This is a genomic window from uncultured Agrobacterium sp. (genome assembly GCA_913777615.1).
Taxonomy (GTDB): domain Bacteria; phylum Pseudomonadota; class Alphaproteobacteria; order Rhizobiales; family Rhizobiaceae; genus Agrobacterium.
This window is the reverse complement of the sequence record CAJYTK010000008.1, coordinates 14,729-30,663: the sequence shown is the minus strand read 5'-3', so window position 1 is coordinate 30,663 and position 15,935 is coordinate 14,729. Positions and strand designations below refer to the sequence as shown.

Sequence of the window (15,935 nt, the reverse complement as noted above, 5' to 3'; positions counted from 1 at the left end):
GACTTTCTATCAAGGATCAGACAGCAGCGATGGTGCGCTCCGCATCCTCTATAGCATCCGGCTTGCCGACCGTAATCCATTGACCGTCGAGCATCACGCCGTAAAGCCTGTTTTTTGCAATGGCATGATCGAAATAGATGTTGAGATTGAACGCGCCCTCTGGGGCGTCCTCCAGCAATCGCGAATCCATGGCAATCGCGCCGGCATAGACGACCGGGTGCGGCTGGCCTTCCTGATACCGGGTCAGGTGACCATCTTCTGCGAAGTTGAAATCCTTCTTGCCGTTATGACCGGTCGTGCGATCCATATCGACGCAGAGCATCGCCATATCCATGCGGGCAGGATCGAAACCCGCCGCAAGTTTCTGCAGGTTGGTGGGAAGGTCTTGCTGTTCCCCGACCCAGAACAGATCCGCATTCATCACCAGCACCGGTCCAGGCGTTAGCAGTTTCAACCCTTTGGCAAGGCCGCCGCCGGAATTCATCAACTCCGCCCGCTCATCCGAGATCAGGATTTCGAGGTCGCGACGCGCTTCAAGATGTGTGACCATCTGGTCTGCATGGTGATGGACATTGATGGATACGGTCTCCACGCCGGCTTCGACCAGCAGATCGAGCACGTAATCGATCATCGATTTGCCGGCGATCTTTACAAGTGGCTTGGGGATCGTGTCGGTGATCGGGCGCATTCTCGTGCCGAGACCCGCCGCCAGAACCATCGCTTGTGTGATCGTCATGGGAAAAACTTCAATGAGAGTTGAGGTCTATGTCCGCGCGTGAAAACCAGTCGCGCAGCGGCGCAAGATCGGGGTGGTCCAATACGGCGCGCATATAGGTGAAGGTGCGCGGCATGTGCTTCATATAGCCCGGCTTGCCGTCGCGCTTCAAAAGCCGGACCCAAGCACCGACAAGTTTGCAGTTGCGTTGCGCCGCCATGATGGCGAAGGCTTTTAGAAATACGCGCTCATCGAAAGCGGGGTTTTTGCGCCGGATATCCAAGTACCGTTCCATGATCCGTGCCTGCAGATCCGGCGGGATGGTGACGCGGGCATCCTGCACCAGAGAGGCCAGATCATAGGCTGTTGGACCGATCATTGCGTCCTGAAAGTCGATAATGCCGACGTTGCGAGGCGCTGGTCTATCCTGCTGCCAGATGATGTTCGGCGAATGAAAATCCCGCAGGACGAGTCCCTTTTCGACATCGTCAAGCTTGGCGATCAACCGATCCCAGACAGCGAAGAAATCCTGTCGCTTGGAATCCGCGGTCGGTTTGCCGTCATTGATGTGGGGCAGATACCAGTCCAGCAGTAACGAGGTCTCGATCTTCATCGCATCGGCATCGAAGCGTGGAATGTCGTAACCAGTGCCATCAGGCAGCGGGATTGCCTGGGGCATCGACTTGTCGTGCAGGGCTGCCAGACAAGCAGCACTTTCGATGTAGCGCTCCTCGATCGGAGCGCCATCGGCATCCAGAACACCTGCGCGTCCCATATCGCTCAAAAGCAGGATGCCTTCATTCATATCCAAGGCGAGGATTTCCGGCGATGCGAAGCCCTCGCTCTGAAGATAAAGATCAAGCGCAACGAACGGCTCGACCGTGCGTGCAAGATGCACGATCTCCGAATAGGATTTACCATTGTGAAGGGCGGGGCCGGGCGGCTGTGGCTGCCAGTCCATCAAGAGATATTGATCGTTATTATCGCGCACCAGTTCGTAGGTGCGATAGGCGGCGTCACCACTGAAATAGCGCCGGGTAGCACTCGACTTGCCATTCCGCTCCAGAAAGCGGCGAATGGCGAAGACCCGTTCAAGCCGCTCGATATGGCGTCGCGACCCTTCAATCATAGCGCGCCGGCCGTCTTGCTCATGCGTCAGACGTAGCAGAATCGTCGATGCTTTTGGCAGGACATCGCTTGCCATCTCCGGCCACTCGATCAGGCAGACGCCGTCGGACAGCATCTCGTCGATGCCTAGCTCATCCAGCTCGGACACGTCCGAGAGGCGGTATAGATCGAGATGCGCGACGGGAAAGCGAAGCGCATAGGATTGGACGATGGTAAAGGTCGGGCTCGGTACCTCAAGCTCGGCATCATCTGCAATCGCCCGGATCAGAGCGCGTGCCAGCGTCGATTTGCCGGCGCCAAGATCGCCCACGAGTGCAACGGCAGTGCCGGGTCTAACGGCAAGTGCCAACTCCTCACCGAGCCGGATGGTATCGGCTTCATCTGCAAGGAAGAGCGAGATGGAAAGCGTCTCGTCACTCATTCGGCGGCAATGGACTGCGGCTGATCGTGCGAGGGAATGCGGCAGGTTACGACGGTGCCTTCGCCGGGGCGGCTGTCCAGCGTAACGGTGCCGTGATGCAGGCTCACGAAGCTCTCGACAATGGAAAGGCCAAGCCCGGCACCCGTGCGCCGTCCACCCTGACCGCCGGTCGAAAAGCGATTGAAAACTGTTTTCAGCATGTCCTCGGGAATACCAGGACCTTCATCTGCGACGGAGAAAACGAAGTCGCCTTCGCTTCTTTGGCATGTCAGGCGGACTGCCGACCCTTCGGGCGCGAAATTCACGGCATTGGTCAGAAGCTTTAGCAGGATTTGCTTCAGCCGCTGGTGATCCGCGACGATGGAGCCGAGATGTGCAGGTGCGACGATTTCCAGAGAAACACTGCTTTCCTGCAACCGATCGGTGATCTGCACGGCCACATCATCCAGGAGCTCGTTCAGGTCGCTCTCTGAGTAATTCAGATGCATGATGCCCGCATCGACGGTAGCGAGATCGAGAATGTCGTTGACGATCGTCAGAAGCACCGAAGAAGAGGTCGAGATATGGTCCAGATATTCCGCCTGGCGATCGTTCAGCTCGCCCATGCCGGGCGTCTTGAGAAGATCGGTAAAGCCGATGATATTGGTCAGCGGCGATCGCAGCTCATAGGAAACATGCTGGACGAAATCGTTCTTCAACTCGTCGGCCTTGCGCAGTGCCTCGTTCTTTTCCTTCAAGGCGCGTTCGGCCCGCACGCTGTCCGTCATGTTGACGAAGGTCAGCATCGTCTGCGCGTCTGGTAGCGGGATCACCGCGTAATCGAGCACCAATCCGGAAAGAAGCTCAAGCGTTCCCTGCTTGGAGTGCCGCTCGTCGTCAAAACTGGTGATGAACTGCGCAAAGGCGCGCCATCCATCCGGCTTTTCATAGGACTGCGAGCATGCGGCCTCGATAGCGCGGATATGCTTGCCCGCTTCTGCCTCTTCTGCGGTAATAGCCCACAGCGCCCGAAAAGCCGGATTCGACAAACGAATGCGCCCATCCGCGCCGAAAACCGCGACACCCTCGGCGAGATGATCGATGGTCTCACCTTGAACCTTGACGAGCGTATTATAGCGGGTCTGAAGATCGACCTGTTCGGTCAGGTTTTCGAACACCCAGGTGGCACCGCCCTGCGGATGCGCGGTGGCAATCACGCGCAGCGTCTGACCGTTGGGCAGGTGCCAGAGGTCGGTCTGGGTATCGAGTGCGCGATAGACCGAAAGTGCGGTTTCTTTCCAGCTCTTCCAGCTGAGCTGCTCCGGCAGTTTACCGGCGCTGCGAAGACGATCAAGAAGCTCGGAATTGCCGGGTTTCGATTCCAGGAAGACGAGATCCAATCCCCAAAGCCGCGAGAAGGCCTGATTGTAGAACTGCAGACGCTGTTCGCCGTCGAATATCGCGACAGGCGTTCCTAGGTGATCGAGCGTTTCCGCATGGCTTTTCAGCGTGCGCTTCAACTCCTCGCGGATTGTCTCGGCATCGGACGCGTCGATAGCGATCCCGGCAGAACCACCCGGTGTCTTGATATCGACCACGTCGAAGAAGGTGCGGTTGCCGGAAACAACAGTGGAGATCCGGTCGTGATAGGGCGATTCCGGCGTCGCGGTGGCGCGAATCTTCTGACGCGTCACCGTGTTCAGCAATTCGCGCTGTTCGGCGATTGCCTGCTGGGGCGTCGTGGCATCGACTGCAATCGCATAGGCATGGTTCACCCAGATCAGGGCGCCCTCATTGTTCCTGCGCCAGGCAGGTTGTTCGATGGAATCGAGAAGCTCCTGGAAAGTCGACATGGAGGAGAGCAGCCGCTCGCGCTCTACCCTCAACTCCGCCAGTTCGGCGCGCATGTTGTTGAGCGCGATGAAGCGGGCAAAAGCCTTGCCTCCCGACACGCGTCCCTGGACCTCGATGACTTCGCCACGCTGTGTTTCGATGGTGAGATCGAAGCTCTGCGCCTGGCTGCGCAGCATCTCGATTGCCTTTTCCAGAGGAGCGGCGGATGTTGGCCGAAGCCAGCGGCCAAAGGCCAGAAAGTCACTATCGGCAGCGGGAACGCCAGTCTCAGGCGGCAACTGACCGAGGAATTCCGGTCGCTCGCCGGTTTCTTCCCAAATCACGATCCGGCGCGACTTGTCGGAAATCAGCGCCTCATACTTGGAAATCTTGTTCTGCGCCTCAGAAAGTGCCGTGCGGTACTCGTTGACCTCGGCTTCGATATTGCCGCGTTGGCGCACCAGCCAGACGATGGAAAACAGGGTCGCGGATACCACGCCGATAAAGATCGAGTAGGTGATGGTTTCGCCGGAAGAGAAGAGACGTCCGCCTCTCTGGATCAGTGCGCCGTCCTGCGCCTGGACCGCAGTGGCAAAAGTGCTCAAGGCAGTTCCGGCAAGAAGGCTGGAGACAGCGCGAATCTTGCGGCGCAGTGCGCCTGCAACCGTCGTCAGACAACTGCGCAGTCGCTCGATGCCGGGCGTCTGATCGCCGCCGGTTTCCACGTCCTTTGTCACCCGCTGAAGCGAGTTTGCTTTTTTCACCGACATCCCCGGTCTGTCTCCGTCCTATGTGCCGCATCTTCGACAAGACATCCCATTTTCGCATGGGCATCCGCCCACACGAATCAAGTCTTGAGACAATACCGCCTCAGCAAATTTCCGGGAAGGGCGGGGCCAAAAAAGAAATCGCGGACTTTGTCAAGTCCGCGATACCTAGATGTGGTGTATTTGATGTGGATATTAACTATGGAATCAATATCTGTAGTGTTCTGCCTTGAACGGACCCGTCTTCGACACGCCGATATAATCTGCCTGCGTGTCGGAAAGTTCGGTCAGCTTCACGCCAAGCTTTTCGAGGTGGAGGCGAGCGACCTTCTCGTCGAGGTGCTTCGGCAGCACGTATACGTCGTTCTTGTACTCGCCCTGCTTGGTGAAGAGTTCAATTTGACCGAGCACCTGGTTGGTAAAGGAGGCCGACATGACGAAGGAGGGGTGACCGGTGGCATTACCGAGGTTCAGCAGGCGGCCTTCCGACAGAAGGATCATGCGGTTGCCCTTGGCGAACTCGATCATGTCGACCTGCGGCTTGATATTGGTCCACTTCAGGTTCTTCAGCGAAGCGACCTGAATTTCGTTATCGAAGTGACCGATATTGCCGACGATCGCCATGTCCTTCATCTCGCGCATATGCTCGATGCGGATGACGTCCTTGTTGCCGGTGGTGGTAATGAAAATGTCGGCGGAAGAAACGACGTCTTCCAGACGAACGACTTCAAAACCGTCCATGGCAGCCTGAAGCGCGCAGATCGGGTCGATTTCGGTGACCTTGACGCGGGCGCCAGCGCCCTGAAGCGAAGCAGCCGAACCCTTGCCGACATCGCCGTAACCGCAGACGACAGCAACCTTCCCGGCCATCATGACGTCGGTTGCGCGACGGATGCCGTCAACCAGCGATTCCTTGCAGCCATACTTGTTATCGAACTTCGACTTGGTGACGCTGTCATTGACGTTGATCGCCGGGAAGGGGAGAAGGCCCTTCTTGCTGAGATCGTAGAGACGATGAACGCCTGTGGTTGTTTCTTCGGTCACGCCCTTAATGGCATCGCGCTGCTTGGTGAACCAGCCTGGCGACGCTTGAAGACGCTTCTTGATCTGGGCGAAAAGAATTTCTTCTTCTTCCGAGCCTGGGTTCGACAAAACGTCTTCGCCGGCTTCCGCGCGCGCGCCGAGCAGGATGTACATGGTGGCATCGCCGCCATCATCCAGGATCATGTTGGAGACGCCGCCGTCGGTCCACTGGAAAATCTTGTCGGTATATTCCCAATATTCGGTCAGGCTTTCACCCTTTACGGCAAAGACCGGAATGCCGGCAGCCGCGATCGCAGCGGCCGCGTGGTCCTGCGTCGAGAAGATGTTGCAGGATGCCCAACGAATATCGGCGCCCAGTTCCTTCAGAGTTTCGATCAGGACGGCGGTCTGGATCGTCATGTGCAGCGAGCCGGAGATGCGAGCGCCCTTGAGCGGCTTGCTCTGGCCAAATTCGCTGCGGCAAGCCATCAGGCCTGGCATTTCGGTTTCGGCAATGTCCAGTTCCTTGCGGCCGTAGTCGGCAAGGTTGATATCGGCGACGATGTAGTCCTTGTCAGCGCTCATAAAGATCTCCTGCTCAAAATTGGCAGGGAACCGTGCCGCTGCCTTGCAATTCAGGCTGCGTTTCTAACAGGCAAAGGCTCATCTGGCAATAATGATATAAAGAAGTCTTTATGTCTTTATATGATGGTTATCAAAGTTCTTCGCCGAATCGATCGGCAACCAGCGCCTCGAGTGCCGCGAGCGCCTGTTCTGCCTGATTGCCACTCGCTTCTACCAGCACCGTACAGCCAGGGCTTGCGGCCAGCATCATGAGACCCATGATGGAGGTGCCGCCCACCGTCATGCCATCCTTGGAGACGGTAATGGCGGCATCGAAGCCTTCCACCATCTGCACGAACTTCGCGGAGGCGCGGGCATGGAGGCCGCGCTTATTGACGATCAGCAATTCCCGCGAAAGTGAGGACATAGGCGCTCTTCTTTACTTGCCGCTGAGAACGCGGCTGGCGACGTTGATATATTTGCGACCGGCGTCCGAGGCTTCCTGCAAGGCCTTGTCCATATTGTCTTCGCTGCGCACACCGGCGAGCTTGATCAACATAGGCAGATTGACACCCGCGATGACCTCCACGCTTCCGCTGCTCATTACCGAGATGGCGAGGTTTGAAGGCGTTCCGCCGAACATGTCTGTGAGGATAATGACGCCGTTGCCGTCATTGGCGCGCGCTACGGCATCGATAATATCCTGCCGTCGCTGATCCATGTCGTCTTCGGGACCAATGCACACGGTCTCGATCAACTTCTGAGGACCGACCACATGCTCTACCGCGTGACGAAATTCCTCAGCCAGCTTGCCATGAGTGACAAGCACTAGTCCGATCATGAAATGCTCCCTTACACACGCACTTGCCACCTGGACTTACGTTTGGTGTGCCGCCGTATCGCAATGCCGCAAACCTGTCCATCGGTGGGACCACATCTTGATGAGGAAAATGGGAAGCGCAAGCCCCCAAATGAGGGATTCTCGTTCACTTTCCCTTTGCTTTGAACAGATTTTGAGCAAGTGCAGCAAATTTTCCATAGGGCATGATGCTGGAAATCGGAATCCGGAAGAGTGGTAGCCTGTTGCCGGTTGGCAGATCCAGCCACTCATTCTCCGGTGGCAGGCGAGGACTATCCGGGTGCAGAACGGTCGTTATCGCACAGTCCATCGTTGCCGACGGGATGCTGGCGAGTTCGATAATTCCGCTGCCGCGAAGTTCCAGAAGTCCTGCAATACTCTCCGGACGCGCGACCACCACACGGTCGTCTTTCGAAGAGAGCCAAAGCTGGTCGTCTGCGACGAGCGCTGTGGCGAGGCCACACCGTTTTGCCTCGGTCATGAAGCTGAAAGCAAGTTCGCTCTTGCCGCTGCCGGAAGGGCCGACGAAAAGCAGCCCGGTTCCATCGATCATGATGGCTGTTGCATGGTAATTGATGCGGTCAGCGTTCATTTGTGTGTGCTGCGGGCAGCGATAGCGTGAAGCGAGCGCCGGAGATTACACCATATTTGTCGATGATGTTTTCCGCCTTCAGCGTGCCGCCATGGGCTTCGGCAATCTGCCGGCTGATCGAAAGACCCAAACCCGAATTCTGACCAAAACCCTCGCTTGCTGGACGGTCGGTATAGAAGCGCTCGAAAATGCGGTCGATGTCTTCTGCCTGAATACCGGGACCATTGTCTTCGACGCGAACGAGGCAGCGATCCTTGTGCCGCAACAGATGGACGAAGATGCGCCCGCCATCCTGAGAGACGAAAGAGCGAGCGTTTTCTATCAGGTTGGTGACGATCTGGCCGAGGCGAAGATCGTGGCCATTGACGACGTAGCTCGTCTTCACGCCCGGCTTGTGGTCGACCACGTAGTCGATGGTGACGGCCTTCTTCTTGCTGGAGATCTGTCGCGAGATTTCCACAAGGCCGTTCAGCAGCACTTCGAGATCGACGGGCGAGGAGTCGGCGCGCGCCAGTTCCGCATCAAGACGCGATGCGTCTGAGATGTCGCTGATCAAGCGGTCCAGACGTCTAACGTCGTGGAAGATGATTTCTGTCAGGCGCTGCTTGGATTCGTCCGTCTTGGCACGGGGAAGTGTTTCGACCGCGCTGCGGAGCGATGTCAGCGGGTTCTTCAATTCATGGCTGACATCGGCGGCAAAACTCTCGATCGCGTCAATCCGGTCGTACAGCGCATTGGTCATCTCGCGAAGCGCAATAGAAAGGTTGCCGATTTCATCCTGACGGGCAGAGAAATCGGGGATCTCCTCGCGCGCTTTGGCGCCGCGACGCACGCGGATTGCGGCAGCCGAAAGACGGCGAAGCGGTGTCGCAATGGTAGAGGAGAGAAGGAGCGACAGAACGATGTTCACCAATGTCGCGATGCCAAAGACGCGCATGATCGCCAGTCGCTCGGCATGAACGATCTTGTCGATATCACCCGCCTGGGTGGAAAGAAGCAGAACGCCAAGCACGGCGCGGAAGCGCTGCACCGGAACCGCCACCGAGACGATCAACTCGCCCTTTTCGGTGACGCGCACCACAGCGCCGCGAACGCCTGTCAGTGCATTCATCACTTCCGGATAGATTGAACCGTCGCCGCCTGGTGTTTCCTTATAAAGCGGCAGACTGCTGGGCTGCAGCATGCGATTGAAAAGGCTTGCAAACCATTCACCCCATGTCTGCGTTTCAGGCGTCACTGGCGGCAGGTCGTAGCGTAGCACCTGGCCACGCGAATAAAGATGGCGCGAATCGAGAAGCAGGTTCGCATCCGCATCGAAAAGGCGTGCGCGGGTACGGGTTGGCGAGATCAGCCGACGCAAAACCGGGGCAACACGCTCGGGATTGATCGGAAAGCTCAAGTCCTCGTCATTTGGCACCGGCGTGATGCTCTGTCCGGCCTGCAATTCGAGAAGCTTTTCCGGATTGATGGTGATCGAGTTGGTATCGACAGAGGCCGAAGCGGAAATCGCACCGGCGATGATTTCGCCCTGCGTCAGCAGGCTTTCGACACGGGCATCGATCAACCCTTCGCGAAATTGATTGAGGTAGAGAATGCCACCGACCAGAACCACGGTCGCCGCGACGTTGAAAAAGAGAATGCGGCGCGTCAGGCTGGAAAAGACTGCATTGCCGAAGATACGCCGGATGATCGTCAGCGGATGAATCCGGTGCCGCCGGCCGCTTTCACGGTCGTCGGCATCGGAGCTTTCCGATGCGCTATCCTGCGTCTTGTTCAACAATTGCGTTCCTCAGCCCGCTTTCGCGGAATCATCGTCCGGCTTTAGGCCGCTTCGCGGAAGCGATAGCCCACGCCGTAAAGCGTTTCAATCATGTCGAAATCGTTGTCGACCAGTTTGAACTTCTTGCGCAGACGCTTGATATGGCTGTCGATGGTTCGGTCGTCGACATAGACCTGCTCGTCATAGGCGGCATCCATCAGCGCGTCACGGCTTTTGACCACGCCCGGGCGTTGCGCCAGGGAATGCAGGATCAGGAACTCGGTCACGGTCAGCGTCACCGGCTCTCCCTTCCAGGTGCAGGTATGACGCTCCTGGTCCATGGCCAACTGTCCTCGTTCCAACGTTCTGGCTGCCTGATCGGCCGCAGTCTTCATCGGGCTTGCGCCCGGTACTGCCGCCTCGCGGCTGCTGGCGCGACGAAGGATCGCCTTGACCCGTTCCACCAGAAGACGCTGCGAGAAAGGCTTTGTGATGAAGTCGTCGGCGCCCATCTTGAGGCCGAAGAGCTCGTCGATTTCCTCATCCTTGGATGTGAGGAAGATCACCGGAAGGTCGGACTTCTGCCGAAGGCGGCGCAACAGTTCCATACCGTCCATGCGCGGCATCTTGATATCGAAGATCGCCAGCTGCGGCGGGCGTGCAATCAGCCCGTCGAGGGCGGAAGCGCCATCGGTGTACGTTTCGACCTTATAGCCTTCCGCTTCAAGCGCGATCGACACCGATGTCAGGATATTCCGGTCGTCGTCTACAAGCGCAATCGTCTGCATAAAGTTGGTCTCCATCGTCATTGCAATCTTTGCTCCCGACATTCACCCAGCCTAGGTTGTGCGCCGTGAACAAGTCTCATGAGTATAAAGGTGGAACAAATTGTGGCAAAGGCCAAGCCCTCAGAAAGCCCTGCTTTGCAGGAGGATTTTCTAGACTGCGTCAAGAGTCGGGATTTGCGAGCGGACTAAACCGATTTAAAAAGGAATAAAATCTTTTAAATCGATTAATATATTGAAATTATTAGATATTTTCGGAGTTGCGTCTTGCCAATTGTTTTTCTTGCGGGTAGCTTCACTGAAAATTTGAACGGCTCGCATTCAGAAAAAGGGAACGCGCCATGAAAGAACTCGGAGTACACAATACAGAAAACGGTGTGGCTGCACTTGGTCTGGGCGGAGCCGCGGTCGTGCATTACAACCTCATCGAAAGTGAGCTGTACGAAGAATCGATCCGCAATGGCGAAGCGGATGTGACGGTGGATGGCGCCTTGCGCGCCGTGACCGGTCAACACACCGGCCGTTCGCCGAAAGACAAATTCGTGGTGCGCGATGCCCACACCGAAAACGCCATTTGGTGGGATAACAACAAGCCACTGTCACCTGAGCATTTCGAAATCCTGCACAAGGATATGCTCGCGCATGCAGCCGGCAAGACGCTCTACGTCCAGGACCTCGTTGGCGGTGCCGATGAAGGGAATGCGCTGCCGACCCGCGTCATCACCGAGCTTGCCTGGCACGGCCTCTTCATTCGCAACCTGCTGATCCGCCCGGCGCGCGAGAAGCTGGCCTCATTCAAGCAGAAGCTCACCATCATCAACTTGCCGAGCTTCAAGGCTGATCCGGCCCGCCATGGCGTGCGCACGGAAACGGTGATTGCCTGCGACCTGACCAAGGGCATCGTGCTCATCGGCGGCACGTCCTATGCCGGTGAAAACAAGAAGTCGGTCTTCACCGTCCTCAACTACCTGCTGCCTGCCAAGGGCGTGATGCCGATGCACTGCTCGGCCAATGTCGGCCCCGATGGCGATGCGGCTGTATTCTTCGGCCTGTCCGGCACCGGAAAGACCACACTGTCTGCCGATCCGGCCCGCACGCTCATCGGTGACGATGAGCACGGTTGGGGCGAAGATGGCATCTTCAATTTCGAAGGAGGCTGCTACGCCAAGGCGATCAAGCTTTCTGCTGAAGCAGAGCCTGAAATCTACGCGGCAACGCGTCGCTTCGGCACGGTTCTGGAAAACGTCGTTCTCGACGAAAACCGCGTTCCGGATTTCAACGACAATTCGCTGACGGAAAATACGCGTAGCGCTTATCCGCTGCACTTCATTCCCAACGCCTCGAAGACCGGCCTCGCCGGTCATCCTAAGACGATCATCATGCTGACGGCCGACGCCTTCGGCGTGCTGCCGCCGATCGCGCGTCTGACGCCGGAACAGGCCATGTACCACTTCCTCTCCGGCTACACCGCCAAGGTTGCCGGTACCGAAAAGGGAGTGACCGAGCCGGAAGCAACCTTCTCGACCTGCTTCGGCGCTCCCTTCATGCCGCGTCACCCGACGGAGTACGGCAACCTGCTGCGTGACCTCATCGCAAAGCACGGTGTGGATTGCTGGCTGGTCAATACCGGCTGGACCGGTGGCGCCTATGGGATAGGCAAGCGCATGCCGATCAAGGCGACACGCGCCCTTCTGACCGCCGCCCTGACGGGCGAGCTGAAGAACGCACAGTTCCGCACGGACGCGCATTTCGGCTTCGCTGTGCCAACCTCGCTGGCAGGCATCGACAACAGCATTCTCGACCCACGTTCTACCTGGGCCGATGGCGCTGCCTACGACGCTCAGGCAAAGAAGTTGGTCAACATGTTCGTCACTAACTTCACCAAGTTCGAAGACCACGTTGACAGCACGGTGCGCGATGCTGCGCCTGGTCTTCTGGCTGCTGCCGAATAAGCGTTCGATCAATCTTCAAGAAAAGAAGCCCGGCCTCGCGCCGGGTTTTTTGTTTCAAGCTCCAATAAGATCGCTCTTGCAGGACTGACGGCGGTTTTCATTTTTACGCATCTGTGCCATCACGCCTGCCGGAGAATGATATGGCAAGCGCGCCCCTTTATATCAGCAGCAGAATAACGATTGCCGGATGGGAACTGACGGAGCAATTCGTGCTGGCGGGTGGGCCGGGCGGACAGAATGTCAACAAGGTCTCTACCGCCGTGCAATTGTTCTTCAACATCACGGCCTCGCCGGCGCTGTCGGACCGGATCAAGACCAATCTCGTCAAGCTCGGTGGACGGCGCGTCTCGAAAGAAGGTGTGCTGATGATCGAGGCCAGCCAGTTCCGCACCCAGGAGCGGAACCGGGAAGATGCGCGCGAGCGTTTGAAACAACTGATCCTCAAGGCAGCCGAGCCGCCGCCGCCGCCACGAAAAGCCACCAAGCCGACAAAGGGCTCCGTCGAACGCAGGCTGAAAGCGAAATCAGGCCGGTCGGACGTCAAGAAGATGCGCGGCAAGCCGGGCCAGGACTAGCCATCGTACTCCGCCCTTGGAGTTACAGCTTTCTCAACGCCACCATGTCTATCAGATGGTTCTGGCCTTTTCGCAGGATCAGGTCGGCGCGTGGCCTTGTCGGCACGATATTCTCGCGCAGGTTTTTTAGGTTGATGTTTTCCCAGAGACCCTCGGCGATCGCCAGTGCCGCCGTTTCCGAAATCGAGGCATAGCGATTGAAGTAGGAAGTCGGGTCGCGGAAGGCGGTCTTGCGCAGGTTCATGAAGCGATTGACGTACCAATTGTGGATGATCGTCTCGTCCGCATCGATATAGATCGAAAAATCGAAGAAGTCGGACACCATCGGCACGATCCGCCCGCCGGCTGGCAGGTTGCGTGCCTGCAAAACGTTGATGCCTTCGAAAATCAGAATGTCCGGTCGGTCGACATTGGTGAACTCGCTGGGCAGGACGTCGTAGACCAGGTGTGAATAGCGCGGTGCCTGGACGTTCGGCTGGCCCGCCTTGATGGCGGAAAGGAAGCGTAAAAGCGCGCCGATATCGTAGCTTTCCGGAAAGCCTTTGCGCTCCATCAGATTTTCGCGCCGCAACACCTCGTTCGGGTAAAGAAAGCCGTCCGTGGTGATCAGATCGACCTTTGGGCTGGAAGGCCAGCGCGCCAGAAGCTCTTTTAGAATACGCGCCGTGGTGGATTTTCCGACCGCCACAGAGCCCGCAATGCCGATGACGAAGGGCGTCTTGTTGACGTGTTCCATGTTGAGGAAGCGGTTGCGCTGCTCGAACAGCAGTTGCGACGCTTCCACATGGGATGAGAGCAGTCGCGAAAGCGACAGATAGATACGCCGGACCTCGTCGAGATCGATCGGGTCATCGAGCGAGCGAAGACGCTTCACCTCGTCGGCGGAAAGCGTCAAAGGTGTGTCGGCGCGGAATTTCGACCACTCTTCGGAACTGAAGAAGTGATAGGGCGAATATTCATCCGGCCGGAAATGATCGAGCGTCGTTGGCATGCCTTGCTCCCCCCTGCGTGCCATCGTCGTCATGATTGAGGCCTTGACGCCTTTTCCTGCAATCCGGACTGACCTGTTCGTCTCTCCAACTCCGCAAAGACATCGGAGAGAGGGATATCGGCAATCTTGAGGACCACGAGAAGATGATAAAGCAGATCGGCTGCCTCGTCCGTCAGGTTCTTGCGATCCTGCGAGATCGCCGCGATCACCGTTTCGACCGCCTCTTCACCGAGCTTCTTGGCCGCCTTGGCTTGCCCGGCGGCAAAAAGTTTGGCCGTCCAGGATTGATCAGGCGATGCGCTGGCGCGTTCGGCAACGATGCGCTCGAGATCGGAAAGGGAAAACCCGCTCATGCTGCTTGTCCTTTCAAAGATCAGTCGAGACGCATGGCAATGCCATGATCGGCCATATAGGCCTTGGCTTGCCCGATCGTATAGGTGCCGAAGTGGAAGATCGACGCTGCGAGAACCGCTGTCGCATGGCCTTCTTTCACGCCCGCGACCAGATCATCCAGATTTCCGACACCGCCGGAAGCGATCACCGGAACACGGACTTGATCGGCAATGGTGCGGGTCAGCGCGATGTCATAGCCGCTCTTCGTGCCGTCGCGGTCCATGGAGGTGATCAGCAATTCGCCGGCACCACGCTCCACCATCGTCACCGCAAATTCCACCGCATCGATGCCCGTCGGCTGGCGTCCACCATGGGTAAAGATTTCCCAGCGATCGGCTTCGTCGCTGGCCGACACCTTCTTGGCGTCGATGGAGACAACGATGCACTGATTGCCGAACTTGTCCGCCGCCTTTGCCACGAAATCCGGGTCTTTGACGGCTGCCGAATTGATCGACACTTTGTCGGCACCGCACAGCAGAAGCTTGCGAATATCGGAAACGGCACGAACGCCGCCCCCCACAGTCACCGGCATGAAGCAGTGATCGGCTGTACGCGAGACCACATCGAAAATGGTTTCGCGATTGTCAGAAGAGGCGGTGATGTCGAGAAAGCAAAGCTCGTCGGCACCGGCCGCATCATAGGCTTTCGCCGCCTCAACCGGATCACCGGCATCGATCAGATCGACGAAATTCACGCCTTTGACGACGCGACCGTCTTTTACGTCAAGGCAGGGGATAATGCGTGCTTTGAGTGTCATCAGACGGTCGCCTTTTTTTGAGTTTGCACGTCCTCGCCGCATTGCGGCTGCGGGCGACGCGGGCAGTCTTTCACATCAAGGCAGGGAATAATACGTGCTTTCAAAGTCATGCCCGTGCTCCCTTGATCAGCGCCAATGCCTCTGTGGGATCGATACGCCCGTCATAAAGCGCTCGTCCCGAGATCGCACCTTCCAGCTTTGCGGCATCCGGCTCCAGCATACGCTTGATATCGTCGATGGAGGCGAGACCGCCGGATGCGATCACGGGGATCGATACGGCATTGGCAAGCTCCAGCGTCGAGGCCCAATTGATACCGGCCAGAATACCGTCGCGGTCAATATCGGTGTAAATGATCGCGGCGACACCTGCCCCTTCGAAACGCTTGGCAAGCTCGATCACACCAAGCTCAGAGGCTTCCGCCCAGCCTTCAACTGCAACCTTGCCCCCCTTGGCATCGATGCCGACGGCAACTTGGCCGGGGAAGCGCTTGCAGGCCTCCAGCACCAGAACCGGGTCGCGCACCGCAACGGTGCCGAGGATGACGCGAGCAAGACCGCGGCTCAGCCACGCCTCGATATGGTCGAGTGTGCGGATACCGCCGCCGAGCTGCACCGGGTTCGTTGTGGATTTTAAAATCGCATCGACGGCCTCGCCATTGACGGTCTGTCCGGCAAAGGCGCCGTTCAGATCCACCACGTGCAGCCATTCGAAGCCCTGGTCCTCGAAGGCCTTGGCCTGAGCGCCGGGATCGGTGTTGTAGACGGTTGCCTGGTCCATATCGCCAAGTTTAAGGCGAACGCACTGGCCATCCTTGAGGTCGATTGCGGGAAAAAGGATCATG

The 15,935-nt window shown here is 57.7% G+C and carries 15 protein-coding genes; 2 read left to right on the top strand and 13 right to left on the bottom strand.

Features of this window, described 5'->3' with window-relative positions; all coding sequences use genetic code 11:
* Window positions 1-16 precede the first annotated feature (16 nt).
* The 9 genes from QZ862_RS07410 to chvI form a co-directional block, all read right to left on the bottom strand.
* Complete coding sequence (locus tag QZ862_RS07410) at window positions 17-736, bottom strand: nucleotidyltransferase family protein (protein WP_296098683.1); 720 nt, start codon at window positions 734-736, stop codon at window positions 17-19.
* 10 nt (window positions 737-746) lie between these two features.
* Entirely contained in the window at window positions 747-2,264 is a 1,518-nt protein-coding gene (gene tsaE, locus QZ862_RS07405; RefSeq protein ID WP_296098681.1) for a tRNA (adenosine(37)-N6)-threonylcarbamoyltransferase complex ATPase subunit type 1 TsaE, read from the bottom strand.
* Entirely contained in the window at window positions 2,261-4,846 is a 2,586-nt protein-coding gene (locus QZ862_RS07400; RefSeq protein WP_296098678.1) for a PAS domain-containing sensor histidine kinase, read from the bottom strand. Before QZ862_RS07400 ends, tsaE begins: the two co-directional genes overlap by 4 nt.
* 204 nt (window positions 4,847-5,050) lie before the next feature.
* Window positions 5,051-6,451, bottom strand: coding sequence for an adenosylhomocysteinase (ahcY, locus tag QZ862_RS07395; protein ID WP_296077760.1), 1,401 nt, complete (start codon window positions 6,449-6,451; stop codon window positions 5,051-5,053).
* 130 nt (window positions 6,452-6,581) lie between these two features.
* The gene (locus QZ862_RS07390; protein ID WP_296016080.1) at window positions 6,582-6,857 is read right to left on the bottom strand and encodes an HPr family phosphocarrier protein; all 276 of its coding nucleotides are present in this window, start codon (window positions 6,855-6,857) and stop codon (window positions 6,582-6,584) included.
* A 12-nt stretch (window positions 6,858-6,869) separates the two neighbouring features.
* Complete coding sequence (locus tag QZ862_RS07385; protein ID WP_296016078.1) at window positions 6,870-7,271, bottom strand: PTS sugar transporter subunit IIA; 402 nt, start codon at window positions 7,269-7,271, stop codon at window positions 6,870-6,872.
* 145 nt (window positions 7,272-7,416) lie between these two features.
* Window positions 7,417-7,881 carry an HPr kinase/phosphorylase gene (locus QZ862_RS07380; RefSeq protein ID WP_296098676.1) on the bottom strand — a complete coding sequence of 155 codons (465 nt, stop codon included), beginning with the start codon at window positions 7,879-7,881 and terminating at the stop codon, window positions 7,417-7,419.
* Window positions 7,871-9,661, bottom strand: a complete 1,791-nt coding sequence (locus tag QZ862_RS07375; protein WP_296075116.1) for a sensor histidine kinase — start codon at window positions 9,659-9,661, stop codon at window positions 7,871-7,873. Before QZ862_RS07375 ends, QZ862_RS07380 begins: the two co-directional genes overlap by 11 nt.
* A 41-nt stretch (window positions 9,662-9,702) precedes the next feature.
* The gene (chvI, locus tag QZ862_RS07370) at window positions 9,703-10,428 is read right to left on the bottom strand and encodes a two-component system response regulator ChvI (protein WP_296016191.1); all 726 of its coding nucleotides are present in this window, start codon (window positions 10,426-10,428) and stop codon (window positions 9,703-9,705) included.
* 338 nt (window positions 10,429-10,766) lie between these two features.
* On the opposite strand from chvI, the gene QZ862_RS07365 reads away from it, so the two are divergent.
* Both QZ862_RS07365 and arfB read left to right on the top strand, forming a co-directional pair.
* A complete protein-coding gene (locus QZ862_RS07365) occupies window positions 10,767-12,377 on the top strand; it encodes a phosphoenolpyruvate carboxykinase (protein ID WP_296098674.1) in 1,611 nt (536 codons plus the stop codon).
* A 140-nt stretch (window positions 12,378-12,517) separates the two neighbouring features.
* On the top strand, window positions 12,518-12,952 hold the full coding sequence (arfB, locus tag QZ862_RS07360; protein WP_296098671.1) for an alternative ribosome rescue aminoacyl-tRNA hydrolase ArfB: 435 nt from the start codon (window positions 12,518-12,520) through the stop codon (window positions 12,950-12,952).
* Window positions 12,953-12,974: 22 nt separating this feature from the next.
* On the opposite strand, the gene coaA is transcribed toward arfB, so the two are convergent.
* From coaA to hisA, 4 genes are all read right to left on the bottom strand, one after another.
* Entirely contained in the window at window positions 12,975-13,967 is a 993-nt protein-coding gene (gene coaA, locus QZ862_RS07355) for a type I pantothenate kinase (RefSeq protein ID WP_186330281.1), read from the bottom strand.
* Between the two features lie 5 nt (window positions 13,968-13,972).
* Entirely contained in the window at window positions 13,973-14,296 is a 324-nt protein-coding gene (locus QZ862_RS07350) for a phosphoribosyl-ATP diphosphatase (protein WP_062444624.1), read from the bottom strand.
* 20 nt (window positions 14,297-14,316) lie between these two features.
* Window positions 14,317-15,093 (bottom strand): imidazole glycerol phosphate synthase subunit HisF, encoded by a 777-nt coding sequence (gene hisF / locus QZ862_RS07345; protein ID WP_296035037.1) that lies wholly within the window; start codon window positions 15,091-15,093, stop codon window positions 14,317-14,319.
* A gap of 106 nt (window positions 15,094-15,199) precedes the next feature.
* Window positions 15,200-15,934 (bottom strand): 1-(5-phosphoribosyl)-5-[(5-phosphoribosylamino)methylideneamino]imidazole-4-carboxamide isomerase, encoded by a 735-nt coding sequence (gene hisA, locus QZ862_RS07340; protein ID WP_296098669.1) that lies wholly within the window; start codon window positions 15,932-15,934, stop codon window positions 15,200-15,202.
* Between the last annotated feature and the right edge of the window lies 1 nt (window position 15,935).

Coding starts and splice junctions, on each gene's coding strand:
- QZ862_RS07410 (WP_296098683.1), bottom strand. CDS start 736: ATGACGATCACACAAGCGATGGTTCTGGCGGCGGGTCTCGGCACGAGA.
- tsaE (WP_296098681.1), bottom strand. CDS start 2,264: ATGAGTGACGAGACGCTTTCCATCTCGCTCTTCCTTGCAGATGAAGCC.
- QZ862_RS07400 (WP_296098678.1), bottom strand. CDS start 4,846: ATGTCGGTGAAAAAAGCAAACTCGCTTCAGCGGGTGACAAAGGACGTG.
- ahcY (WP_296077760.1), bottom strand. CDS start 6,451: ATGAGCGCTGACAAGGACTACATCGTCGCCGATATCAACCTTGCCGAC.
- QZ862_RS07390 (WP_296016080.1), bottom strand. CDS start 6,857: ATGTCCTCACTTTCGCGGGAATTGCTGATCGTCAATAAGCGCGGCCTC.
- QZ862_RS07385 (WP_296016078.1), bottom strand. CDS start 7,271: ATGATCGGACTAGTGCTTGTCACTCATGGCAAGCTGGCTGAGGAATTT.
- QZ862_RS07380 (WP_296098676.1), bottom strand. CDS start 7,881: ATGAACGCTGACCGCATCAATTACCATGCAACAGCCATCATGATCGAT.
- chvI (WP_296016191.1), bottom strand. CDS start 10,428: ATGCAGACGATTGCGCTTGTAGACGACGACCGGAATATCCTGACATCG.
- QZ862_RS07365 (WP_296098674.1), top strand. CDS start 10,767: ATGAAAGAACTCGGAGTACACAATACAGAAAACGGTGTGGCTGCACTT.
- arfB (WP_296098671.1), top strand. CDS start 12,518: ATGGCAAGCGCGCCCCTTTATATCAGCAGCAGAATAACGATTGCCGGA.
- coaA (WP_186330281.1), bottom strand. CDS start 13,967: ATGGCACGCAGGGGGGAGCAAGGCATGCCAACGACGCTCGATCATTTC.
- QZ862_RS07350 (WP_062444624.1), bottom strand. CDS start 14,296: ATGAGCGGGTTTTCCCTTTCCGATCTCGAGCGCATCGTTGCCGAACGC.
- hisF (WP_296035037.1), bottom strand. CDS start 15,093: ATGACACTCAAAGCACGCATTATCCCCTGCCTTGACGTAAAAGACGGT.
- hisA (WP_296098669.1), bottom strand. CDS start 15,934: ATGATCCTTTTTCCCGCAATCGACCTCAAGGATGGCCAGTGCGTTCGC.